Source organism: Halorubrum tibetense, from assembly GCF_055396225.1.
The window spans coordinates 2,094,387-2,110,020 of the sequence record NZ_AP043742.1 but is presented as its reverse complement, the minus strand read 5'-3'; the positions used below and the strand labels follow the sequence as shown (position 1 = coordinate 2,110,020).

Here is a 15,634-nt window from a genome sequence, read left to right as displayed (position 1 = left end):
CGTCAGCTACCCTCCTCGGCGAAGTGGTGTTCCCAGGTCTCCTGGCCTTCCTCGTCCGGCTCGGTGTCCTCGTACCACTCTTCCCACTCGTCTTCAGGGATCACCGTGATCTCCCCTTTCATAATCGAGTGACCCGAACCACAGAGCTCGAAGCACTCGACGAGGAAGTTCGCCTCTCCACCCTGGGCTTCGACCTCCTCGGAACTGACTGAGAACCAGTTCGTCGCAGTCTCACCCGGGATGGCATCGGATTTTATCCGTAACTCCGATGCCCCGAAGTTGTGCCAGACGTCTCGTGATGTCACGGCAATATCGATCCGCTGGTCAGCGGGAACGATAAGCTCGTTCGTTTCCATGTGGCCGTTCTCGTAGTAGTAATCCCACGCGTACTGGTACCCTTCGACGACGATCTCGATATCGCCCTCGCCGTCGGCGTCCGGTCCCTCCTCGACGTAGAGGAGCAGCCCGTACGCGTACACGACCAAGCTGATCACGACGATCGCGCTCAATCCGAACGAGAGGAAGAGCTTCTTCGCTTTCGGTCCGCCCTGTCCCGTCGGGAGCTCTCCGACGACCGGGGCGTCGAAGTCCTCTTTCGGTTCGCTGCCGTCGTCGCGGTACTTGTACACGTTCCACAGCGTGTACGCGACCACGATGATGCCGACGAGCGTGCCCAGCGCGAGGAAGACGAAGAAGATCTCGTCGAAGACCTCCGCCTGCGCGCGCCAGTCAGCCCCCCCTTGCAGGATAAGTGAATCTATCATGTTCGTCTCTCTGCTCTTGTGACTCCCTTAGCGATGGCAAAGTTAACTCTTGTGTACGGGGCCGGAACGCGGCGAGCGATCAGGCCGGTAGGCGGAGGCTGAGACAGCTGCGTGACGGGGGATCCGTAGACGCATACGAAGGCTATTTGTACGCGCGACCGGACCGAGTAGTAACGAGGAGATCATGGTTTCGCTTACCCTCTTGAGTACGGCGTTGATGGGGCTGCTCGTGATCGGCACGTTCGTCGCCATCGCACGGATCGGCGGCCAGCGCACGCCGCCCGGCGCGGACGAGCACACGGACAGATACACCGTGGTGACGGAACGACTGGGCGAGATCGCCCGAACGCCGGCGGTCTGGTCCGTGACGTTCGTCGCGATCACGGTCGGCGTCGGCGCGCTCGCGGTGCTCGCCGTCGGGGACTTCGGGTTCGCCGAAGGGCTCTCCGAGACGCTACTCGGGCTCACCTACGCCGTCGTCGGCCTCCTTTTGACCGCCTTCGTCTTTCTCGGAGCCTACTTCGGCACCCGTGGCCGTGGTCTCGGGAACGCACACGGGATCGCCGCCGGCTCGTTTGCGGCCGGGCTGGTGTTCCTCCTGCTGATCACGATCCAGCTGGTCGTCGGCGTCGTCGGCTGAACCCGGCGACGATCCCGGGGTCCCTCTCCGGGGGATCGGACCCGTTACGATTCGGAGGAGTCGATCCTTCGTGCCCTCTCGCGAGTCCGAGAACGGTCTCGTGATATCGGAACCGCGACGATGTACGGCGGGAGTACGTATCGCACGCCGACTGTGGTACAACGGTATATAAGTGCTCGAGAGCGACGGCGACGATCACCCCAACGCTGCGGTGGCGCGCTCCCGGGCGCTCGTACACGGGCGTGAAGAGGACCGCGTCTCCAACCGGGGATAAACGGCCGCCGGCAACACCACTCGCTGATTTATAAGCAGACGATAGATCACAGTGCGATACGTACGTCTCCGTCTCTCAGAACACGCCGCACCGACCATCCGCGTCAGTTCCGTTCCCGTCCGAAACACAGGTCGTATCAGAGCAAACAGCTCGCGGACGACCACCCCGGGCTGACGACGCTGACGAAGGAACACTTTTAACGAGTCGACCGGCCGAGATAGTACCGATGGGACTGGAAGAGGAGATCGAGGAACTCCGCGAGGAGATCGCCGAAACCCCGTACAACAAGGCTACGGAGGCCCACATCGGGCGGCTGAAGGCGAAGCTCGCGGAGAAAAAGGAGAAACTGGAGAACCAGTCCTCCGCCGGCGGCGGCCACGGCTACGCCGTCGAGAAACACGGCGACGCCACCGTCGCGCTCGTCGGGTTCCCGAGCGTCGGCAAGTCCACACTGATAAACGCCCTCACCAACGCGGACAGCGAGGTCGGCTCGTACGAGTTCACGACGCTCGACGTCAACCCGGGCATGCTGAAGTATCGCGGAGCGAACATCCAGATCCTCGACGTGCCGGGGTTGATCGAGGGGGCCGCAGGCGGACGTGGGGGCGGGAAGGAAGTCCTCTCGGTCGTGCGGACGGCCGACCTGGTCGTGTTCATGCTCTCCGTGTTCGAGATCGAACAGTACGACCGGTTGAGCGAGGAGCTGTACGAGACGAACATCCGGATCGACACCGAACCACCGAACATCAACATCCGGAAGACGCACAAAGACGGGATCGGCGTGACGATGAGCGACGACGTGAGTCTCGACGAGGGGACGATCAAGCAGGTGCTCCGTGAGTACGGCTACGTCAACGCGAAGGTGACGATCCCGCACGACCTCACGATCGACGAGCTCGTCGACGCCGTGATGGACAACCGCGTGTACCTCCCCTCGATGGTCGCTATCAACAAAGCGGATCTGATCGAGAAGTCGTACCTCCCGACCGTCAAGGAGGAGCTCCGTGCGCGAGACCTCGACCCGGAGGAAGTGATCTTCATCTCGGCCGAGGAAGAGCGCGGTCTCGACGGGCTCAAAGAGCGGCTTTGGGAGGAGCTCGGACTCATCCGTATATATATGGACAAACCCGGGAGGGGCGTCGACTACGAGGAGCCGCTGGTGTTGTTCGAGGGCGACACCGTCGGCGACGCCTGCGAGAAGATCGGCGGCGAGTTCGACGAGCGGTTCAAGTTCGCGCGGGTGTCCGGTCCGAGCGCGAAACACGACGACCAGCAGGTCGGGAAGGGACACGAGCTCGCCGACGAGGACGTGTTGCGTATCGTCGCGCGAAAGTGAGGGTATCTGAAGGGGAGATGGCTCCGGTCGCAGGGTAGCTTCCGTTAGAGCTCGACGCCCGAGGGGATGAGGCTCTCGCTGCGGAGGAGGTTCCCTTCGTGGTCGTACACTAGGAAGGTGTCGAGGTCGTACGTCACCAGCCGCTCGCCTTCGATATCGATCTCGATCCGGTAGCGCGCGTCGTCGTCCTCCGTGGCGTCTCGGGCCGCCCGGATGAAGGGGATGACGTCGGCGGCAGTCTCGTTGAGTTCGAGGACGAAGTCCCCGGTGTAGCGGTTCGTCACGCCCACGACGCCGTCGGCATCGCGGTCCTCGGAGAGCGGTTCACGGAGGCGGAAGGCGACATCGACGCCGTCGGCGTCGAGCAGCCCGTCGTCCGTTCCCGAGAGCCGATCGCGTAACAGCCCTTCCGGCCCGTGGAAGTCGATACGGACCAGCGGGGCTGCGGGCCCGTCGGCGTCGTCCCCGACGCCCTCGACGGTCAGATCGAAGTAGTCACGCCGCATCTCTCGTATCGACGTTAGCGGTCCCGCCGTATCAACGTAACGGGCGTTGCGGTCATCGGAGCCCCCCTCGTCGATCTCAACACGGATAATCGACGGAAGCGATTTAACACGGGGCGGTCCGAATATCGGTACGACGATGTCGGGGGACACACAAACGGAGCCGGTCGAGGGATCCGGAGGGGCGACCGACGAGTCGAGCGGTCGATCCGAGGGGTCCACCGACCAGTCTCGAGACTCCCCCGACCGGTCCCGAGACTCCCCCGACCGGCCCCATGGCTCCGCCGGCCGGTCCGACGGCCCAGTCGACGGGGGAGGCCCCCTCGGCGTCGATCTCGAGGGACGGATCGACGCGTTCCGTCGCCGCCTCGAACGGACGTGGGAGATGCTCCACGGGTCGGACCTGGCGGTGCGACCGTTCCGCCCCGGAGAGGACGGCCCGCTCGCGACGTTTTCGGTGCCCGACGGCGAGGAGGAGGTCGCCCGGTACTGGGTGAACGCGCCGTACGCGTACGTGGTGATCACCTACGACGACGAGGCGAGTGAACACCGGTATCACGCGGTCGAGCCCGACCTCGACGGGTTCGAACGTTCGCTCCTCGACCGGGTCGCGGACGACATCCGGGATCCGCTCCTCTATCGGGAGGGGACCGGACGAACCGACGTGGAGACACTCCGGACGGAGCTGAAGTCGCTACTGGAGTCGTACGGGGTCGACGCCGGGATGGGCACCTTCCACTCCTTGGTGTACTACCTCCATCGCGACTTCCGCGGCTACGGAAAGGTCGACCCGCTGTTGAACGACCGCCACATCGAGGACATCTCCTGTGACGGCTACGGCCTGCCGATCTTCGTCTACCACGACGAGTACACCGACATCGAGACGAACGTCTCGTTCGACGAGGACGAGCTCGACAACTACGTCATCCGGCTGGCCCAACAGTCCGGGCGGCACGTCTCCGTCGGCGATCCCATGGTAGAGACGACCCTCGCTGACGGCTCTCGCGCCGAGATCGCGCTCGGGAAGGAGGTGACCCCACGCGGGTCGGCGTTCACGATCCGGCAGTACGCGGAGGACCCGTTCACGCCGATCGACCTCGTGAACTACGGCACGTTCTCGGTCGGGCAGATGGCGTACTTCTGGCTCTGTATCGAGCACAACAAGAGCTTCATCTTCGCGGGCGGCACCGCATCGGGCAAGACGACGTCGATGAACGCAGTCTCGATGTTCGTTCCGCCGCGCGCGAAGGTCCTCTCCATCGAGGACACCCGCGAGCTCTCCCTGTATCACGACAACTGGCTCTCCTCCGTCACTCGCGAGCGTCGCTACGAGGGGACGGACATCGACATGTACGACTTGTTGCGCTCCGCGCTCCGGCACCGTCCCGAGTACATCATCGTCGGAGAGGTCCGCGGTGAGGAGGCGATAACGCTGTTTCAGGCGATGAACACGGGACACACGACGTTCTCGACGATGCACGCGGACTCGATCGAGACGGTGATAAACCGGCTGGAGAACGAGCCGATCAACGTCCCCCGTGCGATGGTCCAGTCGCTCGATATGCTCTCGGTCCAGACGTTGACTCGCTCGAACGACCAACGGGTCCGCCGGGCGAAGACGATCGGCGAGATCGGCGGCATCGACCAGCGCACGGGGGAGCTCGACTACTCCTCGGCGTTCGAGTGGCGTCCGGACACCGACGAGTTCCGGCGGAACGACTCGATGTTACTGGAGGAGATCGCCGAGGAGCGGGGATGGTCCCGCTCCGAGCTGCTCCGTGAGGTCCGGCGCCGCGAGCGCTTCCTCGAGCTGTGTCGCGAGTTGGGCGTGACCGATTACCGGCAGTTCACGGCGCTCGTCAACGAGTACTACGCCGACGCCGGGCGCGTCATGGATCGACTCGAAGCGCGGGCGGACACGAAGGCCGCGGAAACCGACGACACGACCACCACGGAAACCGACGACACGACCACCACGGAAACCGACGACACGACCACCGCGGAAACCGACGACACGACCACCGCGGAAACCGACGACACGACCACCACGGAAACCGGCAACACGAACGCCGACCGCCCGGGCGGCGGAGTATGATCGTCTATCTCCCGCTCGTGGCGGCGGTCGTCGCCTGTCTCGCGTTGGCGGCACCGCAGGTCTCCACGCGGGCGGATCTCGCGGTCACTCGGGTCTCGCTGTCGTTCTTCGGCAAATACGTCGCGGAACACGGCCGTCGGCAACGCGAGCGTGACCTGATGCGGGCCGCTCACGTCGGCGGAACCCACCGCGAGTATGCCTCGCGGACGCTGTTGTACGCGGGCGTGCTCGGCGTCGCCGGAAGCGTGATCGGGGTATACCTCGCCGGAGGCGTGCTGACCGCGCTCGACGTCGGGGAACAGACGTTCGCTGAGGCCCTTCCGGGCACGCTCTCGTTTCTCTCCGCGCTCGCCCGACTGGCGGAAGTGAGCCTCCTCGAACTGTTCGTCCTGCTCCTCGTCGCCTCGGCGACCGTCGGGTCCGCGCTGGCGGTCGGGGCGTACTACGCGCGGTGGGGGTTGTTGAGTCAGCGGGCGACCACCCGCGCGGCAGAGATCGACGCCACCCTGCCAAGAACGGTCGCGTTCGTGTACGCGCTCTCGCGCTCGGGAATGGCGTTCCCCCGTGTGATGGACACGCTCGCGGAGAACGAGGCGGTGTACGGCGAGGCCGCGACGGAGCTGTCCGTCGCCGTTCGGGACATGAACGCGTTCGGAACCGACGTGCTCACCGCGCTCCAGCACACCGCTCGGCGGACGCCGAGCGAGGACCTCTCGGAGTTCGCCGAGAATCTAGCGTCAGTGCTCGGAACCGGGCAGTCGCTGTCGACGTTCCTCGCCGACCAGTACGAGCGCTACCAGGAGGAGGCGAAGGGGAAACAGCGACAGTACCTCGAGCTGCTCTCGACGTTCGCGGAGGCGTACGTCACGACGCTCGTCGCCGGCCCGCTGTTTTTCATCACGATCCTCGTCGTGATCGGGCTCGTCTTGGAGGACACGCTCCCGCTGTTGCGGGTCGTCGTCTACCTCGGGGTGCCGCTGGCGACGTTCGGGTTCGTCGTCTACGTCGACAGCATCACCCAGGGGATCGGCGGGACCGAACGGATCGAGCGTGGGTCGGACGCCGACCGGTCAACCGGTGTTACGCGGACGGACGGTGGGGCGGTCGCGGCCATCGAGCGCGGCGGCGACGTGAGTGATCGGGCCGGTGACCGGTGGGAGGCCAGTCGGGAGCGGTTGGACGCGTACGATCGCTTCGGAGCCCTTCGGGAGTGGGCGGCCTCCCCGCTCGAGCGTGTGTTAGAGACTCCCCAGTCCGTCTTCGCCGTCGCGGTCCCGATCGCGGTCGTCGGGATACTCGTTGCGGTCCACCCCGTGACGTGGGGAGCACCGACCGCGGTCGCCGCACAGATCGACACGGCGATCGTGGCAGGTATCGCGTTCGTTCTCACGGCGTACGCAGTCGTTTACGAGGTTCGGAAACGACAGATCCGTCGGATCGAGGCGGCTATTCCGGACTTCCTCGATCGCCTCGCGAGCGTCAACGAGGCGGGCACCTCCGTCGTCGCGAGCCTCCGTCGGGTGGCCGACTCCGACCTCGAGGCGTTGACGGCGGACGTCCGTCGGCTCCGCCGGGATATGGAGTGGGGCGCGGATGCCACGACCGCGCTCCGTCGTCTCGAAGGACGGGTGTCGTCGCCGATGACTTCTCGTGCGGTCGTGCTCGTCACCAACGCGATGCACGCCAGCGGCGACGTCGCCCCGGTGTTGCGGATCGCCGCCGACGAGGCACGGGCGACGTGGACGCTTCGCCGCGAACGGCGACAGGAGATGTTGACGTATCTCATCGTCATCTATATCTCGTTTCTGGTGTTCCTCGGGGTTATCGCTGCGCTCTCCGTCTCGTTTATCCCCGCCATCGAGGAGGCGACCGCCGCCGGAACGCCGACGGACGTCGGCGGCGGGTTCGGCGGTCTCGCCGGTGGTCTCGGGGGGATAGACACGTTCGCCTACGAGCAGTTGTTCTTCCATGCGGCGGCGATCCAGGCGCTCTGTTCCGGGATCGTCGCCGGGCAGCTCGGCGAGGGCTCGGTAGCCGACGGGGCGAAACACGCCGCGGTCCTCCTCGTCGTGACGCTCGCCGCCTTCACCGTCATAGCGTCGCTGTGACCGAGAGCAGCCGTGGCCGGATTCGGCCACCGGACATATATCCGACGCCCACAACGGGAGCGTATGGACCTCCGATCGACGTACGACCGGATCGCCGGACACTTCGCCGCGACGCGTGAGTACGCGTGGCCGGAGGTCGAGTCGTTCCTCGCCGATCGTCGGGGGAACCATGGTCTCGACATCGGATGCGGGAACGGGCGACACACGGAGCTGTTGGCCGACCGGACGGAGCGAGCCGTCGGCGTCGATCTCAGTCGCGAGCTCCTGAGCGAGGCGGCGACCCGCGCGCGTGACAACGGATTCAGCGCCGAGTTCGTCCACGGCAACGCGTCGGCGCTACCGATCCGGACCGAGTCGGTCGATCTCGCGGTGTACGTCGCGACGATCCACCATCTCTCGCCACGTGAGAACCGGGTTCGAAGCCTGAACGAGCTCGCTCGGGTCCTCCGCCCCGAAGGCGTCGGGCTCGTGAGCGCGTGGAGCACGGCGCACGATCGGTTCGACCGTGAATCAGGGTTCGACACGACCGTCGACTGGACGCTCCCGGGCGGGGAGACGGTCCCCCGGTTCTACCACATCTACTCGCCAGCGGAGTTCGAGACAGATATCGCCGACAGCGACCTCACTGTAGCGAGATCCGAGGTTTCCAGCGGTAACTGTTACGCGGTCGTCCGTGGCCGATAACCAGTGATCAACGCGGGGATCCGGCCACGCTCGATATGGAGCCAGCCACTCGCCACCGTCTAAATATCCCATCTGATAACAGGGAGAAAGGGTTAACCTTCGGTACGTGAGCATCTCGAATCGATGGGCTCAGATCCGCTCGAACGGTTCCTCCGCCGGGTAACACCGGGATTCATCGCTCGCAGCTATCTCGCGAAGTTCGCGCTCGTGACGCTCGTCGTCGTCGCCGGTATCGGTGCCGTCGGCGTCGTCACGTACGCGGAGACGACAGAACACCTCGAATCGGACGCCCGTGAGGACTACACCGCGGTTGCCGAGCTCGGTGGCACGGAGCTCGACGTCTGGATCGGCGAGCGCCGAGCGGAGCTCCGTGACACGGCGACGTCCGACCGCATGGACCGGGAACCGGACGAGCTCGAGCGGTTTCTCGAATCGCGTCACATCACGATCCCCGACGAGGTCATCGCGTTCCATTACTTCGACCGACACAACGGAACCGTCGTCGCGTCGAGCGGCGAGATGGACGGTGGACCCGTGACCGACGCCGAGTGGTTCAGCCGGAGCCTCGCGTTCGGCGACGACGTGTTCACCAGCCCGACCTACGAGGTCGACGGCGAACGACGAGTGGCGCTCGTCACGATGACGAGCGATCGCGATTACCTGATCGTGGAGGTCGCCCTCGCTCCCGCCGTTGCCGACGCTCGGCAGCCGACCGACGGCAGTTTCACCACCCTCGTGGCCGCCGACGGTACGGTCGCCGCAAGCGACTCGGCGTCGCTCTCCGGGGCGCGGTACGGCGACGACGAGTGGTTCGAGATCGCTGACGGGCTCGACGAGCCGGGGTTCCGGTCCGGCGGTACGCTGGCGTTCGACGGGAACGGGGCGACGAACGCCACCGACCGCCTCGCGAACGAGGAGTACCTCGTCGCGTACGCGCCGGTCGACTCCGAGGAGTGGCTCGTCGCCGTTCACGTTCCGGTAAACGAGGCGTACGCCCTGTCGGGTTCGATCGTCCGGAACATCCTGTTGATCGTTGGCGTCGCGGTCGTGGGGCTCGGATTCCTCGGCGTGACGCTGGGCCGGGGGACGGTGCGGGAGCTCGGGCGGCTAGGCCGGAAAGCGAACGCGCTCGAATCGGGGTCGCTCGACGTCAGCTTCGAGACTGAGCGTCGTGACGAGTTCGGGACGTTGTACGGCGCGTTCGGGTCGATGCGCGACTCCTTAGCGGATGAGATCGAGACCGCGGAGACGCAGAAGCGGCGGGCGGAGGAGGCGCGTGCCGACAGCGAGGCGTTCGCGGAAACGCTGACACAGCGTGCGGCCGACTTCGGCGAGACGATGGGCGAATGCGCCGATGGGGACCTCACCGCCCGCGTGGAGACACGCCCCGATGACCCGGCGGCGCTCCGCGAGGTCGCGGACGCGTTCAACGACGCGATGTCCGAGCTCGAGGCGACGGTGGCCGAGGTCGATGCGTTCGCCGACGAGGTCGCGGCCGCCAGCGCGGCCGTCACGGAGGGAACGGACGAAGTCGCCGAGGCGGGGCAGGAAACGAGCGCCGCCGTCGACGAGATCTCCGCCGGAGCGAGCCGACAGAGCGAACAGCTCTCAGCGGTCGCGAGCGAGATGGAAGACATGTCCGCCACCGTTCAGGAGGTCGCCGCCTCGACGGATCAGGTGGCGGCCACCTCTCGTCGCGCGGACGAAGTCGCCGAGGAGGGTCATGCCGCCGCCGCCAACGCGGTCGACGAACTACACGCGATAGACGAGCAGTCCGAGTCTGCGGCCGAGACGGTCTCACAGCTGGACGAGGAGATGGCTGCCGTCGACGAGATCGTCGAGACCATCTCGGAGATCGCCGACCGGACGAACCTGCTGGCGCTCAACGCGTCTATCGAGGCCGCCCGTGCGGGCGAGGCCGGTTCCGGGTTCGCCGTCGTCGCCGAGGAGGTGAAACGGCTCGCCGAGGAGACACAGCGCTCCGCCGCCGAGGTTGAAGCGCGTCTCGAAGCCCTTCGCGACCGGACCGCGGCGAGCGTCGAAGAGATGGAGTCGATCCGGATTCGCGTCGCCGACGGCGTGGAGACGGCCGAAACCGCCGGAACAGCCCTTGCGGACGTGGCCGACCGGGTCGCGGCGGCGGACGACGGCGTTCAAGAGATCGCCGAGGCGATGGACGCACAGGCCACGTCCGTCGACGAGGTGACCGGAGCGATCGACGAACTCGCCGGCATAAGCGAGGAGACGACGGCGGAGGCGACGACCGTTGCGGCGACCGCCGAACAACAGGCCGCCACGCTGGAGTCCGTCTCGACGGAGGCTCACGAGCTCAGCCGACTCGCCCGCGAGCTCCGGTCGATGACCGACGCCTTCGAGGTCGATGCTGACGCCGGAGGCGACCCCAACCGCCGGGCAGTTGAGGTCGGTTCCGGACGCGGAGGCGAGTACGTCGACCGGGGCGAAGACGCTGGTAGACCCGAGAACACCGGCGAAGCCGACCCCGCCGACCCGTTTCGGGACCCCGACCTCGTTGACGGGTCGAACCGTGTGGACGGCCATTCGGTGGGCGATCGATCCGCGCTGAGTGACGGCGGGCACGACGGGCCAAAAGAGTAAGCTCCTTATCCCGGCGGCTATTTCCCGAAAACGCGCGCCGGTGGTCTAGTGGTAGGACCTGAGCCTTCCAAGCTCATGGCCCGGGTTCAAATCCCGGCCGGCGCACTTCCGACTGACTCCGTCAGTCGACGTTTGCTTCGCTTCGCTCAGCAAACTCCCTCCGGTCGCGCGCCGCCCGTACCCTCACTCGTTCGCTTCGCTCACTCGCGAGGATCCCGGCCGGCGCATTTCTCGAACGACGTGAGAGAAATCGCCGAGGGATTCGAACCCTGCAGGTCGCACACAGCGTGTTCCTTTGCTCGCACGGGTCCCGATTGATAGCCCTCCGAGATGGGAGGGACACCGCATCGTTCGGCAGACGGGAGCGGGAGGCCCCGCCCACGTCGTGATAACGACGATCCGAACGGACGTTGTTTCAATCGTATAAACAGTCTTTACTCCAGAAACGAGGGGTGAGTAATCGATGGTTATCTCGACTTACACAGCTCCGAAGTCAACAGTAGTCCGTGTCTCATGTCCTGACACGTCCGTGAGCGTGCCGTCCCCTGAGTCGTGTGGGTAGATTCGAAGCATCGTAGTTATTCTAGTCCCATGTGCGGGCGTATATTTCTCGCAGGTGACAAGGGATCAATACCAGATCACAACCAGTCAATAACTACCATCCTCGCTCTCCCTGTCTCGTGTACCCCAGAAGGGGTGTCCTGCGGATACGACGGACGGTAATCCATACGGACGAATCCGACACGATGATAGAGAATACCTATATGAAGACGTTTGCCGCGCTGTTCGCAGCCATCATGGTCGTATCCATGTTGGCTCCGACTGCGGGGGCCGCCGCCGCCGCCGGCTCGGCTGACGTCACGACTGACTTCGACGACGTCGATGGACTCGACGTCGAGATGGACAGCTCACTGGATACTGACGACGTCTCACCGGACGTGAGCGCACAGGCTGCCGGTAGCGCCGACGTGGACCCGGCGCTCGAAGAAGCGTTCCGGACCGCCGACGGCGACACGGTGGAAGTCGTCGCCCGGCTCCCCGCCGCGAATCTTGACGGTGTGAGCCAAGAGCAGGCGCTCGACGAGCTAGAGCGGCACGCAGATGAGACACAGGTGGGCGTGATGGACTTCGCGGAACGAACCGACGGAGTCGATGCGCTGAACCAGTTCCACATTGCTAACGCAGTTCTTCTCGAAGTCGATCCGCAGGAGACTTCACTTGAAGAGCTGGCGGAGATGCGTAACGTCGAGCGGCTCCACGCCAACTTCGAGATGACGCTCCCGGACGATGCGGGAGCGGCTGACGCCCCCTCTGCCGACGACGTGAGCGTCGACGACGAGGAGTACACGTACGGGCTCGAGATGATCAACGCGCCCGACGTGTGGAATCAGCTCGGCGTGACTGGCGAGGGTGCCGGAGTGGCTATCCTCGACACGGGCCTCGACAACGACCATCCGGACTTCGATATGGACCCGGACAACTTCCAGGAGTTCGACGATGCCGGTAACCCGATCGATTCCGAGCCGAACGACGGCAACGGTCACGGGACTCACGTGAGCGGCACGGCCGTCGGTCCGCAGACCCCCGACGGTGACGTTCCCGCGTACGGTGTCGCTCCCAACGCCGAACTCTACAGCGCGAAAGTGCTCGACGACTTCGGCGGCGGTAGCTTCGCTCAGATCGCGGCCGGGATGGAATGGGCCGCCGAACAGGAGGACGTCGATGTCGTGGGCATGAGCCTCGGTGCTGACGGCTACCTTTCGGACATGATCGAGCCCGCGGAGAACATCCGGAACGCCGGTAAACTCCTCTCGGTCTCGATCGGTAACACCGCCGGTTCGAGCGGTTCGCCCGGTAACTACTACTCCACGTTCGCTAGCGGCGCGGTCGACGAGAGCGAAACCGTCGCCAGCTTCTCCGGTGGCGAAGTGATCGACACCGACAGCGCGTTCGGGGACGACGCCCCCGACTACTGGCCCGATGAATACGTTCAGCCCGACGCGGCCGCACCCGGTGTCGACGTGCTGAGCGCGGTGCCCGGCGGCGGCTACGACGGCACCTACTCCGGCACGTCGATGTCCCAGCCGCACAAGGCCGGGACGTTCGCGCTGATGGCCTCCGCCATGGGCGAGACGAACGTCGAACTGTTCGAAGACACGATGCGAGACACGGCCGAACAGCCCGACGACGCGCCTGACGATGATCCGAACACAGACTACGGTCACGGCATTATCGACGCCCTGAGTGCGACGCAGTTCGTCGCGCTCGATAGCGGTATTGAGGGCACGGTGACCGACAGTGACGGCGAACCCATCGAGGGAGCCACCGTCACGCTCGACACCGGCGCAGCGGTCGAAACCGATTCGGACGGTATGTACGAACTCATCGCCGGGCCGGGCGAGTACACGGTGACAGCGACCGGCTTCGGTTACGGGGAAGTCAGCGAGACCGTCGAGATCCCCGACGACGAGACGGTCGTCGAGCAGGACTTCGGGCTCGATGACGCGCTCGGCGTCGAACTCGTCGAGGGCCAGCCAGAGGGCCTTGAGGGCGGTGACGCCTTCGACGTCGTCGTCGATGTCGCCAACCTCGAGACGTACACCGTCGAGCGCGACGGCGGCTACGACGGCGACCTCACCTTCGAACTCAACGGTGACGAGATCGAGGAGGGTGAGCCCGTCGACGTCGGTGGCCTCACCGGCGAGGCAACCCTCACGGTTACGACCGAATCCGACACCGAGGGCGACCTGTATCTCGATCACACCTTCGAGGGCCTCGGTGACTCCCTCGACGTGACCACCGGTCCGACCCAGGTGTTCGAGGACTTCGCTCCGGTTGCCGTCGTCGACGACGGCACCTACGGTGATGACGTCTTCGAGCGGCTCGAAGACGAGCTTTCCGAAATGTACGACCTTTCGCTGATCAGCGGGAGCGAAGCGGTCGACGCTGCCGAGAACGGTGAGTACGACGCGTACGTCGTCCAGAACATGGACGCTGACATCGAGACGTTCCTCGACTACACCGACGACGAGTCGGTCGGCGTCGTCTGGCTAGACAACTGGGGCTCCGGTTCGAACGCGATCGAACAGAAGTCCGACGCGGTCGGCAACCCGGCCTCGACGGACCAAGCGTTCACATCGCCGAACCCCGACTTCGAGATCCTCGAGGATCACCCGGTCTTCGACGACCTCGGTGAGGTCGGTGACACGCTCCCGATCCACTCGGCGACTTTCGCAGACCACACGTGGTTCGACGACTACGAAGGCGACGTGATCGGCCACATCCAAGCCGGTGGCGTCGACGACGGCGACGGTATCGCCGTTGACGAAGACAAGAACACGATGCTGCTCTCCTCGTTCGGCAGCAGCCTCTTCGTCGATTCCGGCGACTTCTCCGCCGAAGCCGACACACTCTTGGGTAACTCCGTCGAGTACGTCGCTGACGGCGAGTCTCCGGAACAGCCCGGCGATGAGTGGGAGATCGTCGATGTCGACCCGTCCGGTGACTTCACGGTCACGCCCGGCGCTGAACTCGCGGTCGACGCGACGGTGGAGAACACCGGCGACGAGGGTGGCACCGCCACCGTCGAGTTCGTCTTCGCTGGCGACACCCTCGCCACCGAAGAGATCGAACTCGATGCGGGCGAGCAGGGCACGGTCACCTTCGATATCACCGCGCCTGAAGAGGAAGGCGAGTACGACTGGTACATCGCCCTCGAGGACGACCAGAGCGACGTCTGGACGCTCACCGTCGAAGACGACGACGAGGAGCCCGCCGACACCACCGTCTCCTTCGGTGACGGCGAGTTCCTCTTCGCACCGGGTCAGACCGACACGGTGACGATGAACACCTCGGCTGACGACGTGGCCGGCTACGAGGTCTTCGTCGACTTCGACCCCGACTACGCCCAGATCGAAGGCGTCGAGAAAGCCGATATCGAGGGCTCGATCGCGACGAACATCGACAACGAGAACGGGACGTTCGCCGTCGCTCAGGCACAGGCCAGCGGCGTCGACGCCCCCGACATGCTCGATGTCGAGGTGACGTTCCTCGGTGACCACGGCGACACCGCTCACCTCGAGTTCGACGCGGACAGCGCGGTGTTCGCCTCCGACGGCGAGATCGACGCCGACTTCGAGGACGCCACGCTCACCGCCGGCCAGCTCGGCGACGTGAACAACGACGGCGAGATCAACGCGTTCGACGCGATCCTGATCCAGCAGTACATCGCGGGCGAGGAGCCGGCAGACGACTTCTACCCCGCGCTGGCTGACGTCACTCAGGACGGCGAGATCCACACCGGCGACGTGATCGCCCTCCTCGACATGATCGTCGACGGCGACACGGACGCCGACGAACTGCTCGAAGAACAGCAGGACGCGACATCGATCGACACCGACGGCGCTGTCGCCGCCGCCGTCTAAGATCGACCCCGGTAGGCTGGAGCGCTGCGCGCTACCGCGCGCGGGCTCTCACTCTGCCGTTTCGACGCGCAAACCTCCGCTCACGCGGCTTATTTTTGTTCGGTCGCGGCGTTCACGAATCGATAGTCGTAGCGTTCGCGAAGCGACAGGAGTGTGAACGGGGGGATCGGTACGCGAGAAACAGTCGGGA

Annotated in this window: 9 protein-coding genes and 1 tRNA gene; 8 read left to right on the top strand and 2 right to left on the bottom strand. The window is 65.3% G+C overall.

Annotated elements, in window-relative coordinates; translation table 11 throughout:
• Positions 1-2: 2 nt before the first annotated feature.
• Positions 3-764: a cytochrome c oxidase subunit II gene (gene coxB / locus ACZ5TV_RS10500; protein ID WP_379778579.1), complete on the bottom strand. Its 762-nt coding sequence runs from the start codon at positions 762-764 to the stop codon at positions 3-5.
• 184 nt (positions 765-948) lie between these two features.
• Between coxB and ACZ5TV_RS10495 the strand changes: the two genes are divergently transcribed.
• Positions 949-1,404, top strand: coding sequence for a hypothetical protein (locus ACZ5TV_RS10495; RefSeq protein WP_379778581.1), 456 nt, complete (start codon positions 949-951; stop codon positions 1,402-1,404).
• A gap of 500 nt (positions 1,405-1,904) precedes the next feature.
• Entirely contained in the window at positions 1,905-3,014 is a 1,110-nt protein-coding gene (locus tag ACZ5TV_RS10490; RefSeq protein ID WP_379778583.1) for an OBG GTPase family GTP-binding protein, read from the top strand.
• A gap of 44 nt (positions 3,015-3,058) precedes the next feature.
• Here the strand turns inward: ACZ5TV_RS10490 and ACZ5TV_RS10485 are convergent, their stop codons facing one another.
• Positions 3,059-3,520, bottom strand: a complete 462-nt coding sequence (locus ACZ5TV_RS10485) for a DUF5793 family protein (RefSeq protein WP_379778585.1) — start codon at positions 3,518-3,520, stop codon at positions 3,059-3,061.
• A gap of 136 nt (positions 3,521-3,656) precedes the next feature.
• Here ACZ5TV_RS10485 and ACZ5TV_RS10480 point away from each other — a divergent pair, with 136 nt between their 5' ends.
• From ACZ5TV_RS10480 to ACZ5TV_RS10455, 6 genes are all read left to right on the top strand, one after another.
• A complete protein-coding gene (locus ACZ5TV_RS10480; protein ID WP_379778587.1) occupies positions 3,657-5,612 on the top strand; it encodes a type II/IV secretion system ATPase subunit in 1,956 nt (651 codons plus the stop codon).
• A complete protein-coding gene (locus ACZ5TV_RS10475) occupies positions 5,609-7,720 on the top strand; it encodes a type II secretion system F family protein (protein WP_379778589.1) in 2,112 nt (703 codons plus the stop codon). Before ACZ5TV_RS10480 ends, ACZ5TV_RS10475 begins: the two co-directional genes overlap by 4 nt.
• A 63-nt stretch (positions 7,721-7,783) precedes the next feature.
• A complete protein-coding gene (locus tag ACZ5TV_RS10470) occupies positions 7,784-8,404 on the top strand; it encodes a class I SAM-dependent methyltransferase (protein WP_379778591.1) in 621 nt (206 codons plus the stop codon).
• 123 nt (positions 8,405-8,527) lie between these two features.
• Positions 8,528-11,020 carry a methyl-accepting chemotaxis protein gene (locus tag ACZ5TV_RS10465; protein WP_379778593.1) on the top strand — a complete coding sequence of 831 codons (2,493 nt, stop codon included), beginning with the start codon at positions 8,528-8,530 and terminating at the stop codon, positions 11,018-11,020.
• A gap of 34 nt (positions 11,021-11,054) precedes the next feature.
• Positions 11,055-11,125 (top strand) — tRNA-Gly (locus ACZ5TV_RS10460).
• A 641-nt stretch (positions 11,126-11,766) separates the two neighbouring features.
• Positions 11,767-15,444 (top strand): S8 family serine peptidase, encoded by a 3,678-nt coding sequence (locus tag ACZ5TV_RS10455; protein ID WP_464383813.1) that lies wholly within the window; start codon positions 11,767-11,769, stop codon positions 15,442-15,444.
• The last annotated feature ends 190 nt before the right edge of the window (positions 15,445-15,634 follow it).